Source organism: Salmonella sp. SA14318 (assembly GCF_029866905.1).
GTDB lineage: Bacteria > Pseudomonadota > Gammaproteobacteria > Enterobacterales > Enterobacteriaceae > Salmonella > Salmonella enterica.
In genome coordinates this window covers 944,637-957,362 of the sequence record NZ_CP123282.1, presented here as the reverse complement: position 1 = coordinate 957,362, position 12,726 = coordinate 944,637, and the positions used below count along the sequence as shown (strand labels likewise).

The 12,726-nt window shown below is 54.0% G+C and carries 9 protein-coding genes and 1 pseudogene; 2 read left to right on the top strand and 8 right to left on the bottom strand.

What is annotated here, in order from left to right; genetic code table 11:
• Window positions 1-111 precede the first annotated feature (111 nt).
• The 4 genes and pseudogenes from QEN32_RS04565 to rlmD all read right to left on the bottom strand — a co-directional run.
• Window positions 112-231, bottom strand: a pseudogene (locus tag QEN32_RS04565) (type II toxin-antitoxin system RelE/ParE family toxin); the annotation flags it as partial.
• A complete protein-coding gene (locus QEN32_RS04560) occupies window positions 197-553 on the bottom strand; it encodes a type II toxin-antitoxin system ParD family antitoxin (RefSeq protein ID WP_000480218.1) in 357 nt (118 codons plus the stop codon). The pseudogene QEN32_RS04565 and the gene QEN32_RS04560, both read right to left, overlap by 35 nt.
• An 83-nt stretch (window positions 554-636) precedes the next feature.
• Window positions 637-2,871, bottom strand: coding sequence for a GTP diphosphokinase (gene relA, locus QEN32_RS04555; RefSeq protein WP_000226841.1), 2,235 nt, complete (start codon window positions 2,869-2,871; stop codon window positions 637-639).
• 51 nt (window positions 2,872-2,922) lie between these two features.
• A complete protein-coding gene (gene rlmD, locus QEN32_RS04550) occupies window positions 2,923-4,218 on the bottom strand; it encodes a 23S rRNA (uracil(1939)-C(5))-methyltransferase RlmD (protein WP_000046861.1) in 1,296 nt (431 codons plus the stop codon).
• A gap of 57 nt (window positions 4,219-4,275) precedes the next feature.
• Here rlmD and barA point away from each other — a divergent pair, with 57 nt between their 5' ends.
• Window positions 4,276-7,032, top strand: coding sequence for a two-component sensor histidine kinase BarA (barA, locus tag QEN32_RS04545; RefSeq protein WP_000186400.1), 2,757 nt, complete (start codon window positions 4,276-4,278; stop codon window positions 7,030-7,032).
• Window positions 7,033-7,075: 43 nt separating this feature from the next.
• Here the strand turns inward: barA and QEN32_RS04540 are convergent, their stop codons facing one another.
• The 4 genes from QEN32_RS04540 to gudP form a co-directional block, all read right to left on the bottom strand.
• Complete coding sequence (locus tag QEN32_RS04540; protein ID WP_000706479.1) at window positions 7,076-8,218, bottom strand: glycerate kinase; 1,143 nt, start codon at window positions 8,216-8,218, stop codon at window positions 7,076-7,078.
• Window positions 8,219-8,295: 77 nt separating this feature from the next.
• On the bottom strand, window positions 8,296-9,636 hold the full coding sequence (gene gudD, locus QEN32_RS04535; RefSeq protein WP_000107113.1) for a glucarate dehydratase: 1,341 nt from the start codon (window positions 9,634-9,636) through the stop codon (window positions 8,296-8,298).
• A gap of 20 nt (window positions 9,637-9,656) precedes the next feature.
• Entirely contained in the window at window positions 9,657-10,997 is a 1,341-nt protein-coding gene (locus tag QEN32_RS04530; protein ID WP_000211796.1) for an enolase C-terminal domain-like protein, read from the bottom strand.
• The gene (gene gudP, locus QEN32_RS04525; protein WP_000097015.1) at window positions 10,994-12,352 is read right to left on the bottom strand and encodes a galactarate/glucarate/glycerate transporter GudP; all 1,359 of its coding nucleotides are present in this window, start codon (window positions 12,350-12,352) and stop codon (window positions 10,994-10,996) included. Before gudP ends, QEN32_RS04530 begins: the two co-directional genes overlap by 4 nt.
• A gap of 79 nt (window positions 12,353-12,431) precedes the next feature.
• Between gudP and QEN32_RS04520 the strand changes: the two genes are divergently transcribed.
• On the top strand, window positions 12,432-12,683 hold the full coding sequence (locus tag QEN32_RS04520; RefSeq protein WP_001626563.1) for a hypothetical protein: 252 nt from the start codon (window positions 12,432-12,434) through the stop codon (window positions 12,681-12,683).
• Window positions 12,684-12,726 lie beyond the last annotated feature (43 nt).

Genomic DNA, 12,726 nt, shown 5'->3' with positions numbered 1-12,726 from the left:
ACAAAACCGATTTTCATGGAACCATACCAGATATCTGGTAAGCAGATAGCTACCAGATATCTTTATAAAACATCAAGCCGTAGCCCCCGATTATCTCCCTACATCCCGAATAATATCTGATAGATGATTAATATATCGATCGGCCTGTATTTCGCCAAAATGCTGCCAGCCATAATGCCAGATATTTTCCAGATCTTCACTGGCCTTTGGCGTTAATTTTACCATTCTCATCGGGTTTGATCATCCCTGTTTTGACCTTCCGTAAAAAGGCATCCTTTTCCCAGGCCTGCGGCTCTCCGCTGTTCAGACCTTCAGCCAGAAGTTCACGTAACGCCTGAAGTCGTGACTCGGCCTGTTTTTCCCTCAGCAGACGAAGAGACTCTCTGATCACTTCACTTTGTGTTCTGTAATCACCTGATTCTATGAGCGATTCAATAAACTCGCGCAGTTCATCGCCAAGATCAACGGTCATTGTTCTGGCCATAACAGCCTCCACTGTAAGTATAAATCTTACATAAGAGTACACCGGAAATGAAATGTACGTCAAAAACATACCCCATATCTCATGCTTATGGGGTTGCTAATGCGGCTTTGCTGAACGAGTAGCAAAGCCGCTACATTATTACTTTCTGGGATTTATCCCCCGTGCAGCCGCCGTGCATCAATCACATCCGGCACCTGGTTCAGCTTACCGAGCACGCGGCCCAGCACCTGCAGGTTGTAGATCTCGATGGTCATATCAATGGTGGCGATCTGCTGTTTAATGTCGCTGCGGCTGGCGACGCCCAGCACGTTGACTTTTTCGTTAGCCAGAATAGTGGTGATATCGCGCAGCAAGCCGCTGCGATCGTTGGCCTGGACGCGCACCACCAGCGAATATCCCGCCGAGTAGCTTTCGCCCCATACCGCCTCTACGATCCGCTCCGGCGCATGGGAGCGCAGTTCCGCCAGCTGTTCGCAGTCGGCCCGGTGCACGGAAATCCCCCGCCCCTGAGTAATGAAGCCGACAATTTCATCCCCCGGAATCGGCTGGCAGCAGCGGGCGATGTGGTGCATCAAATTACCCACACCTTCTACCACCACGCGCCCGTCGTCTTTACGACGATTTTGCGGCGCGTATGTTTTTTGTTGAAGCTGTTTCAGCGCCGCTGCATCCTGCTCCTCTGCACTCGGCTTATTGAACTGCGATTGCAGGAAATTCACCATCTGATTAAGACGGATATCGCCGCCGCCTATCGCCGCCAGCAACTCTTCCAGCTCATTAAAGTTGTAGCGCGGCAGCAGATGTTTCTCGGCCTCTTTCAGGCTAATCCCCAAATGCGCCAGCTCATCGTCGAGGATCTGCCGTCCAGCCAGGATATTTTTGTCACGGTCCTGTTTACGGAACCAGGCGTGAATTTTCGAGCGTCCGCGGCTGGTCGTCACATAGCCCAGGTTTGGATTCAGCCAGTCGCGGCTGGGATTCGGCTGCTTCTGAGTGATAATTTCAACCTGATCGCCCATCTGCAACTGATAGGTGAATGGCACAATACGGCCGCCGATTTTCGCGCCGATGCAGCGGTGCCCGACATCGCTGTGGATGTGGTAAGCAAAATCGAGCGGCGTAGATCCGGCAGGCAAGTCAACCACGTCGCCTTTTGGCGTAAAAACGTAGACCCGATCGTCAAACACCTGGCTGCGCACTTCATCCAGCATTTCGCCGGAATCGGCCATCTCTTCCTGCCAGGCGATCAGCTTACGCAGCCACGCAATTCTGTCTTCATGACCGGAGCGCACGCCGCCGGACGCGGCGCCTTCTTTATACTTCCAGTGTGCCGCCACGCCCAGTTCGGCGTCTTCATGCATCTGTTTGGTACGGATCTGGATCTCAACGGTTTTACCGCCCGGCCCCAGGACCACGGTGTGGATAGACTGGTAACCGTTCGGTTTGGGGTTAGCGACATAATCATCGAATTCATCCGGCAGGTGGCGATAATGCGTATGCACTATCCCCAACGCGGCGTAGCAGTCCTGCAGACGTTCAGCGACGATACGCACGGCGCGCACGTCAAAGAGTTCATCAAACGCCAGATGCTTTTTCTGCATTTTGCGCCAGATGCTATAAATATGTTTTGGTCGTCCGTAGACTTCCGCCTGCACGCCTTCGTTTTTCATTTCGGCGCGCAGATGTCCAACAAACTCTTCGATGTAATGTTCGCGATCGAGACGGCGCTCATGCAGCAGTTTGGCGATGCGTTTGTATTCCGCCGGATGCAGGTAGCGGAAACAGTAGTCTTCCAGTTCCCACTTCAGTTGTCCGATGCCCAGACGATTAGCGAGCGGCGCATAGATGTTGGTACATTCTTTCGCCGCCAGCACGCGCTCATCTTCCGGCGCCTCTTTCACTTCGCGCAAATGAGCGATTCGCTCGGCCAGTTTGATCACCACGCAGCGGAAATCATCCACCATCGCCAATAACATTCGACGGACGTTATCAACCTGCTCCGAAGAAACAGAGTCGTTATGAGTGGCGTTTAGCTGACGGATCGCCGCCATATCGCGCACGCCATGAATCAGGGTAACGATAGATTTGCCGACGCTTTCGCGCAGTACATCTTCGCTGACTACGTTGGCGTCGGCCAGAGGGAACAGTAGCGCCGCCCGCAGCGTGTCGATATCCATACTCAGCGTGGAAAGAATTTCTACCATCTCCACGCCACGCCACAGCAACAGATCCGCATCCGGATGTCCTTGTGTCTGTTGCAGGCAATACGCCCAGGTTTCGGCTAAGCGCTCACACGACTGCTGGCTGGAAATTCCCAGGCTTGCGATCCACTTCTTCGGATCAAATTCACCAGCTTTATTAATATGTGCACTTCTTACCGCGACCATCGTCCTCTCCTTAAGGGACCAGGCCTACCGAAGTCGGTAAGCCGGTAATCATTACATGCGCTCGAACAGAACCATTGATTCCAGATGTCCTGTGTGCGGGAACATGTCGAGCATCGCTAAACGCGTAACCTCATATCCCGCATTGACCAGCGCTTCACTATCGCGCGCCAGCGTCGCCGGGTTACAGGATACATAAACAATGCGAATAGGTTTTAATTTTATAATATGTCGCATCACTCCTGTAGCCCCCGCACGCGCAGGATCGAGTAAGACTTTGTCAAAGCCGTTTTTCGCCCACGGCTGCTTCGTGACATCTTCCTCCAGGTTCTCATGGAAGAATGTCACATTATGTAAACCATTGCGGATGGCGTTTTCACGGCCTTTTTCTACCAGCGCCGGAACGCCCTCAACCCCTACCACGCTTGCCGCGCGCGTTGCCAGCGGCAGCGTAAAATTCCCCATTCCGCAGAACAGATCCAGGACACGATCCTCGGCGCGCACATCAAGCCACTCCAGCGCGCGGGCGACCATTTGCTGGTTTACCGCCTCATTAACCTGAATAAAGTCTCGCGGACTGAAGGCTAAACGTAAGCCGTGCGAATCATACCAGGGCGCCTCGCCAGATACCGTTTCCAGTATCTCGCTAAACGGCGCCAGAAACAGAGACAATCCCTCAGAATGCGAAAAGCGTTCCAGTTTTTCTTTATCCGCCGCACTTAATGGCGCGGTATGGCGCAGAATCATCAGCGTACCGCTTCCCGCCTGTACCAGCTCAACATGCCCAAGATGTCGGGTGCCGTGTAAACTCGCCAGACACGCCCTGATTCGGGGCAGCAATGCTGCAAGCTGGGGCGCCAAAACGGGGCACTGTTCGACATTGACGATATCGCTGGAACCCGCTTTGCGAAATCCCATTTGCAGCGGTTTATCCGGCGGGCAATTCAGACTTAACCGCGCACGACGCCGATAACCCCAGGGCGCGCCGGCGATGATGTCATTCACCTCGTGTTTCATCAAACGCGCCAGCGCCGCGCTTTTGCTGCGTTGTTGCAGGGTGATGCTGACATGCTGTTGCTGACAACCGCCGCAGACGCCAAAATGCGGGCAGCGCGGCGTTTCTCGTTCCGGGCTATCATTCAAACGGCGCGAAACGCGTGCGCGGGCAAATTGCTTTTTATCTTCTGTAATAATGACTTCTGCGCTTTCCTCAGGCAATAAACCGGGGATAAACAGCGCCTTTCCGTTATGACGGGCTACGCCCTGACCAAATGAATCGAGGTCATTGACTTTAACGGTTATGATCTGACGCGTCGTCACGCGCCGTTTTGCAGAGTAGAATTGCGCCATCGACCAGGTTTTTCTCAATTTAACAGTGTGACCCTAATTGTCCCATAACGGAACTCCATGACCAACTACAGCCTGCGCGCACGCATGATGATTCTGATCCTGGCCCCGACCGTCCTGATAGGTTTGCTGCTCAGTATCTTTTTTGTAGTGCACCGCTATAACGACCTGCAGCGTCAACTGGAAGATGCCGGCGCCAGTATTATTGAACCGCTCGCCGTCTCCAGCGAATATGGTATGAACTTACAAAACCGGGAGTCTATCGGCCAACTTATCAGCGTCCTGCACCGCAGACACTCTGATATTGTGCGGGCGATTTCCGTTTATGACGATCATAACCGCCTGTTTGTAACGTCTAATTTCCATCTGGACCCCTCACAGATGCAGCTTCCCGCCGGAGCGCCGTTTCCACGTCGTCTGAGTGTCGATCGCCACGGCGATATTATGATTCTGCGCACCCCGATTATCTCGGAGAGCTATTCGCCGGACGAGTCAGCGATTGCCGACGCGAAAAATACCAAAAATATGCTGGGGTATGTGGCACTTGAACTGGATCTCAAGTCGGTCAGGCTACAGCAATACAAAGAGATTTTTATCTCCAGCGTGATGATGCTTTTTTGTATAGGCATTGCGCTGATCTTTGGCTGGCGGCTTATGCGCGATGTCACCGGGCCTATCCGTAATATGGTGAATACCGTTGACCGCATTCGCCGCGGACAACTGGATAGCCGGGTGGAAGGATTTATGCTGGGCGAGCTGGACATGCTGAAAAACGGCATTAATTCCATGGCGATGTCGCTTGCCGCCTATCACGAAGAGATGCAGCATAATATCGATCAGGCCACTTCAGACCTGCGTGAAACCCTTGAGCAGATGGAAATCCAAAACGTTGAGCTGGATCTGGCGAAAAAGCGCGCCCAGGAAGCGGCGCGTATTAAGTCGGAGTTCCTGGCGAACATGTCGCACGAACTGCGAACGCCGCTGAACGGCGTCATTGGCTTTACCCGCCTGACATTAAAAACGGAGCTGAATCCCACCCAGCGCGACCATCTGAACACCATTGAGCGTTCCGCGAATAATCTGCTGGCGATCATTAATGACGTGCTTGATTTCTCCAAGCTGGAAGCCGGTAAGCTCATTCTGGAAAGTATCCCTTTTCCACTGCGCAACACGCTGGATGAAGTGGTTACGCTGCTGGCCCACTCGTCGCATGATAAAGGGCTGGAGTTGACGTTAAATATTAAAAACGACGTCCCGGATAATGTGATTGGCGACCCGCTGCGCCTGCAACAGGTCATTACTAATCTGGTGGGTAATGCCATTAAGTTCACCGAGAGTGGCAATATCGACATTCTGGTAGAAAAGCGGGCGCTTAGTAACACCAAAGTACAGATTGAAGTGCAGATCCGCGATACGGGGATCGGCATTCCGGAACGCGACCAGTCGCGACTGTTTCAGGCGTTTCGCCAGGCCGATGCCAGTATTTCTCGCCGTCACGGCGGCACCGGGCTTGGGCTGGTGATTACGCAAAAGCTGGTCAACGAAATGGGCGGGGATATCTCTTTCCACAGCCAGCCTAATCGCGGCTCGACCTTCTGGTTTCATATTAATCTTGATCTTAACCCAAATGTTATTATTGACGGGCCGTCGACCGCGTGCCTGGCCGGGAAACGGCTGGCTTATGTCGAACCGAATGCTACCGCCGCGCAATGTACCCTGGATCTACTGAGCGACACGCCGGTGGAGGTGGTTTACAGCCCGACCTTCTCCGCGCTGCCGTTAGCGCACTACGATATTATGATTTTGAGCGTTCCGGTGACCTTCCGCGAGCCGCTCACCATGCAGCATGAACGTCTGGCGAAAGCGGCGTCAATGACGGACTTTCTACTGCTGGCGCTACCTTGCCATGCGCAAATTAACGCCGAAAAGCTGAAACAAGGAGGCGCGGCGGCCTGTCTGTTAAAACCATTGACGTCAACGCGCCTGTTGCCAGCGCTGACGGAATATTGCCAGTTGAATCACCATCCTGAACCGCTGCTAATGGATACCAGTAAAATCACCATGACGGTTATGGCGGTTGATGATAATCCCGCCAATCTGAAACTTATCGGCGCGTTACTGGAAGATAAAGTCCAGCACGTAGAGCTTTGTGATAGCGGACATCAGGCGGTGGATCGGGCGAAACAAATGCAGTTTGATCTGATTTTGATGGATATTCAGATGCCGGATATGGACGGCATACGCGCCTGCGAGTTAATTCACCAGCTTCCTCATCAGCAGCAAACACCGGTTATTGCCGTTACGGCACATGCGATGGCCGGGCAAAAAGAGAAGTTGCTCAGCGCGGGCATGAACGACTATCTGGCTAAACCGATAGAAGAAGAGAAGTTGCATAATCTGTTGCTGCGCTATAAACCCGGCGCCAACGTAGCAGCGCGCCTGATGGCGCCGGAACCGGCTGAGTTTATCTTCAATCCGAATGCGACGCTCGACTGGCAGCTTGCGCTCCGCCAGGCTGCCGGTAAGCCCGATCTGGCGCGGGATATGCTGCAAATGCTGATTGATTTTCTGCCGGAAGTGCGCAACAAAATTGAAGAACAACTGGTGGGAGAAAATCCCAACGGTCTGGTCGATCTGGTCCATAAGCTACACGGGAGCTGCGGCTATAGCGGCGTACCGCGGATGAAGAACCTTTGCCAGCTTATTGAGCAACAGCTTCGCAGCGGCGTCCACGAAGAGGAGCTGGAGCCTGAGTTTCTGGAGCTGCTGGATGAGATGGATAATGTTGCGCGTGAAGCGAAGAAGATATTAGGATGATATTCGCCGGATGGCGGCGTGACCGCCTTATCCGGCCTATAACTCAGCGTAACTGTTGCCCCGCTTTCAGCGTTGCAGCCACGTTGCGCGCGGTCATTCGTACGTTTTCACTCGCATTCTTCAGCGCGTCCTCCAGCGTGCAGATGGTATAAATCACGCTGAAAACGGCATCAAGCCCATGTTCATGAACCACGCTAACGTCCGCCGTCAGGCTACCCGCTATACCAATTACCGGCTTGTTATACCGTTTGGCGATGTTTGCCACGCCAATAGGGACTTTACCGTGAATGGTCTGGCTGTCGATGCGTCCCTCGCCGGTGATGACTAAATCAGCATCCGCAAGACACGCTTCCAGATGAAGCGCATCGGTGACAATCTCAATACCACGCCGTAGCTGCGCACCGCAAAACGCGTATAACGCCGCCCCCATGCCGCCTGCCGCGCCGCCGCCTGCCAGATCCAACACATCGACATGCAGATCGCGGGCAATCAAATGCGCATAGCGAGTCAATGCCGTATCCAGGCGTTCAATCATTTCCGGCGTCGCCCCTTTTTGCGGACCAAAAACCGCAGACGCGCCCTCTTTGCCGGTAAGGGGATTCGTGACATCGCAGGCGACCTCTATATGGCACGCCGACAAACGCTTATCCAGGCCGCTGATATCAATGCTGGCGAGTGTTTCCAGCCCAATGCCGCCTTGCGCAATATCATTGCCCTGCGCATCCCGTAGCCTGGCCCCCAGCGCCTGTACCATCCCCGCGCCGCCATCGTTGGTGGCGCTACCGCCGATACCAATAATGATATGCTCAACGCCCGCATCCAGCGCATGACGGATCAGCTCGCCGGTTCCCCATGACGTGGTCTTCAACGGATCGCGTTGCGCGGGCGGCACCTGCTCCAGACCGCTGGCGGCCGCCATTTCAATGAATGCGGAACGCGCATCGCCGGAAAGCCCATAAAACGCATTGACGCGATGCCCCAACGGCCCGGTGACCTCAACATGCACGATTCGACCCGCCGTCGCTTCAACCATCGCTTCGACAGTACCTTCTCCGCCATCAGCCAGCGGCAATTTCAGGTAATCGGCGTCAGGCCAGATCTCGCGAAATCCTTGTTCAATGGCGGTCGCTACCTCAAGAGCACTCAAACTTTCCTTATACGAGTCTGGTGCGATCACTATTTTCATAAGTCGTCCTTACGCATGTTGATCCTGTTAAGCATACACCCAGAGAAGGACCGGTTCCTTACGGAACCGGCTCTGACTTAACGCACCATGCAAGGACGCTTATTATCAAACGTCCAGCCAGGAATTAAGTACTGCATTCCCATCGCGTCGTCACGCGCGCCTAAGCCATGTTTTTGATAGAGCTCATGCGCTTTCATCACCTGATCCATATCGAGCTCAACGCCCAGACCCGGTTTGGTCGGTACTTGCACCATGCCGCCTTTAATTTCAAACGGTTCTTTAGTCAGACGTTGGTTGCCTTCCTGCCAGATCCAGTGGGTATCTATCGCGGTGATCTTGCCCGGCGCCGCCGCGGCAACATGGGTAAACATCGCCAACGAAATATCAAAGTGGTTGTTAGAGTGCGAGCCCCAGGTCAGACCGAACTCATGACACATTTGCGCCACGCGTACAGAGCCTTGCATAGTCCAGAAGTGCGGGTCAGCCAGCGGGATATCTACAGATTGCAGCGACAGCGTATGCCCCATTTGACGCCAGTCGGTCGCTATCATATTGGTGGCCGTCGGTAATCCGGTCGCGCGACGGAATTCCGCCATCACTTCACGTCCGGAAAAACCCTGCTCCGCGCCGCACGGATCTTCTGCATAGGCCAGAGAACCTTTCAGGTATTTACCAATGCTGATCGCTTCGTTCAGCGACCAGGCACCGTTTGGATCGAGCGTGACGCGCGCTTGTGGGAAACGTTTCGCCAGCGCCACGATTGACTCGGCCTCTTCTTCGCCCGCCAGCACGCCGCCTTTCAGTTTGAAGTCGTTGAAGCCGTATTTTTCATAGGCGGCTTCCGCCAGACGCACTACCGTTTCCGGCGTCATCGCCTCTTCATGGCGCAGACGATACCAGTCGCATTGCTCATCCGGCTGGCTCTGATACGGCAGCGGCGTGGCCTTGCGATTGCCGACAAAGAACAGATAACCCAGCATTTCGACTTCGCTGCGCTGCTGACCGTCGCCTAACAGCGAAGCGACGTTGACGCCCAGGTGTTGGCCCAAAAGGTCAAGCATTGCCGCTTCAATACCAGTCACCACATGGATAGTGGTACGGAGATCGAACGTTTGTAAACCGCGTCCGCCCGCATCGCGATCGGCAAACTGGTTGCGAACGGCGGTCAGGACATTTTTATATTCACCCAGCGTTTTTCCCACCACCAGTGGGATCGCATCTTCCAGCGTTTTGCGAATTTTTTCGCCGCCCGGAATCTCGCCGACCCCGGTATGGCCGGAGTTATCTTTAATAATGACGATGTTGCGCGTGAAGAACGGGGCGTGCGCGCCGCTCAGGTTCATCAGCATACTGTCATGACCCGCAACCGGGATAACCTGCATTTCAGTCACTACAGGCGTCGTAAATTGAGTACTCATAACTGTGTCCTTATTCAGAATTAGTGACGACCAAAAACAGGGCGTTTGCGGTCAAAAGTCCAGCCGGGGATCAGGTATTGCATCGGGCCTGCATCATTACGCGCGCCGCCTGGCAGCTTTTTATACGCGTCATGCGCTTTTCGCACCTGTTCCCAGTCAAGCTCCACGCCCAGTCCTGGCGCATCCGGAACGGCAATTTTGCCGTTTTTAATTTCCAGCGGATTTTTAGTCAGGCGGCAATCGCCCTCCTGCCAGATCCAGTGCGTATCAATAGCGGTGGGTTTGCCTGGCGCCGCCGCGCCGACATGGGTAAACATCGCCAGTGAAATATCAAAATGGTTATTCGAATGGCAGCCCCAGGTTAGCCCCCAGTCATCGCACAGTTGCGCCACGCGAACGGCGCCGGTGAGAGTCCAGAAATGCGGGTCGGCAAGAGGAATGTCTACCGCGTTGAGCATCACCGCGTGTCCCATTTCACGCCAGTTGGTGGCAATCATATTGGTCGCCACCGGCAGTCCTGTCGCGCGGCGGAACTCCGCCATGACTTCACGACCAGAGAATCCTTGCTCCGCGCCGCACGGATCTTCCGCGTAGGTCAGTACATCTTTCAGCCCTTTGCACAACGCAATGGCTTCATCCAGTAGCCAGGCGCCGTTCGGATCCACGGTAATACGCGCGTCCGGGAAGCGTTTTTTTAGCGCGCGAACGGTATCAATCTCTTGTTCGCCCGGCAGCACGCCGCCCTTGAGTTTAAAATCTTTAAAGCCGTAGCGATCCTGAGACGCTTCCGCCAGCCGCACGACCGCGTCGCTGTCCAGCGCTTCCTGATGACGCAGGCGATACCATTCATGACTGCCCGGCGTGCTTTCCAGATACGGCAGATCGGTTTTAGTGCGATCGCCAATATAGAAGAGATAGCCCAACACGGTGACGGCATCGCGCTGTTTACCGGGTCCTAACAGTTCACAGACCGGCACATTAAGCGCCTGCCCCAGTAGATCAAGCAGCGCCGCTTCCAAAGCTGCCACCGCGTTAACCCGCAGTTCAAACGTCCATGCGCCTTTACCAAAGGTGTCAAAATCAGCAGCCTGGTTGCCTTTATGCACCTGTTGCACCACTTTGTTCAGGCGGGCGACTTCCTGGCCTAATACCATCGGAATAGCATCGACCAGCGTCTGATAAATCACTTCTCCGCCCGGCGCCTCGCCGACGCCAGTATGCCCGGCGTTATCGGTGAGGACGACGATGTTACGGGTGAAGTACGCGTTATGCGCGCCGCCGATGTTGAGTAGCATACTGTCATGTCCGGCAACCGGAATGACCTTCATGTCCGTAATAACGGGACTGGATTGCGTTGTCATGATAATTGTCCTGCGACAGGTTTCAGTTCAATACGCTTAATATCACCTACCAGCACCAGATAGCTGATGATGGCCACCAGGGCATGTACGCCGACATAGATCAACGCGCCGTTGAAGGAACCGGTGGTGCCAACGATGTAACCAATCGCGATTGGCGTCACAATACCGGAGATATTGCCGAACATATTAAACAAGCCGCCGGAAAGACCGCTGATCTCTTTCGGCGCGGTATCCGCCATTACTGCCCAGCCCAACGCGCCGATACCTTTACCGAAGAAGGCCAACGCCATAAAGCCGATGATCATCCATTCCACGTTCACATAGTTACAGAACACCATAACCATTGACAGCAACATTCCCAGCACAATCGGCGTCTTGCGCGCGATATTCAGGGAGCCAGTACGACGCATCAGCCAGTCGGAAATGATGCCGCCCAACACGCCGCCGATAAAGCCGCAGACCGCAGGAACCGAGGCGACAAAGCCCGCTTTGAGAATCGACATGCCGCGCGCCTGGACCAAATAGACCGGGAACCAGGTAATAAAGAAATAGGTCAATGCGTTAATACAGTACTGACCGATGTAAACGCCAATCATCATACGAGAGCCCAGCAGCTGTTTGATCTGGCCCCATTTGACGCTAAACGGTACTTTCGCTTTGGTGTCTTTCTGATCCATATTGATCAGCGCGCCGCCTTCTGCGATGTACTCCAACTCTTTCTTATTTACGCCCGGATGGTTATTTGGTTCATGGATAACTTTCAACCAGATAAAGCTGATGATGATCCCTAACCCGCCCATAAAGAAGAAGACATGCGACCAGCCCACTTCGTGCGTCAGCCAGCCCATAATCGGCGCGAAAATAACCGTGGCAAAGTATTGCGCGGAGTTAAAGATGGCCACCGCCGTTCCCCTCTCCTGCGCCGGGAACCAGGCCGCAACGATGCGACTGTTGCCCGGGAAAGAAGGCGATTCCGCCAGACCGACCAGGAAACGAAGCGTAAAGAGGGCGACAATAATGCCGAAACCACTAAAGATATCGACAAAACCCTGCAACAGGGTGAAGACTGACCAAATGAAAATAGACCAGAAATAGACGCGTTTGGAACCAAAGCGGTCCAGCAGCCAGCCGCCCGGGATCTGCCCGATAACATAGGCCCATGAAAAAGCAGAAAAAACATAGCCCATGCCTACCGGATCAAGGCCGATATCTTTGGCCATTTCTGAGCCGGCAATGGACAATGTGGCGCGGTCGCCGTAGTTGAAGGATGTGACGATAAACAGCATCACCACTATCCAGTAGCGGGCGTTCGTGCGTTTCTCCGCACTGCTCGCCGCGTGACTTAATGAACTCATTGTTGCACTCCTGAAATTTCGCGTTAGCTACGCTCACTCTGAACTGCACAACCGGTAGGGAATCAGAGATAACGTTTCCTTGTTGCAGCTTTTATTAGGTCGTTTGCTTTGCACGCTGCATGCTTTTATTCACTGGCAGGAGAAGTATAAAAAGCGCGCCACACACACTCACCGTGCAACAACACAGTATTTTGGCGATGAATTACGCCTGTTTATGGCAAAAGCCCAGGACAGTGGAAGCCACTTCACGGAAATGAAATCAGAAGGCGTCGGCGTCGACGCAGGAGGAGTAAAAAGAGAAGAATGTGAAACAGGTCGCTTGATTACATGAAAACGCCCGTAAAAAACTGCCGCTTTTGCGGGCATATGCCCAA

What these genes read in the sequence shown, in the direction of transcription:
- QEN32_RS04530 (WP_000211796.1), bottom strand. Translation starts at nt 10,997, where the DNA reads ATGACAACGCAATCCAGTCCCGTTATTACGGACATGAAGGTCATTCCG.
- QEN32_RS04560 (WP_000480218.1), bottom strand. Translation starts at nt 553, where the DNA reads ATGTTTTTGACGTACATTTCATTTCCGGTGTACTCTTATGTAAGATTT.
- gudD (WP_000107113.1), bottom strand. Translation starts at nt 9,636, where the DNA reads ATGAGTACTCAATTTACGACGCCTGTAGTGACTGAAATGCAGGTTATC.
- QEN32_RS04540 (WP_000706479.1), bottom strand. Translation starts at nt 8,218, where the DNA reads ATGAAAATAGTGATCGCACCAGACTCGTATAAGGAAAGTTTGAGTGCT.
- rlmD (WP_000046861.1), bottom strand. Translation starts at nt 4,218, where the DNA reads ATGGCGCAATTCTACTCTGCAAAACGGCGCGTGACGACGCGTCAGATC.
- barA (WP_000186400.1), top strand. Translation starts at nt 4,276, where the DNA reads ATGACCAACTACAGCCTGCGCGCACGCATGATGATTCTGATCCTGGCC.
- relA (WP_000226841.1), bottom strand. Translation starts at nt 2,871, where the DNA reads ATGGTCGCGGTAAGAAGTGCACATATTAATAAAGCTGGTGAATTTGAT.
- gudP (WP_000097015.1), bottom strand. Translation starts at nt 12,352, where the DNA reads ATGAGTTCATTAAGTCACGCGGCGAGCAGTGCGGAGAAACGCACGAAC.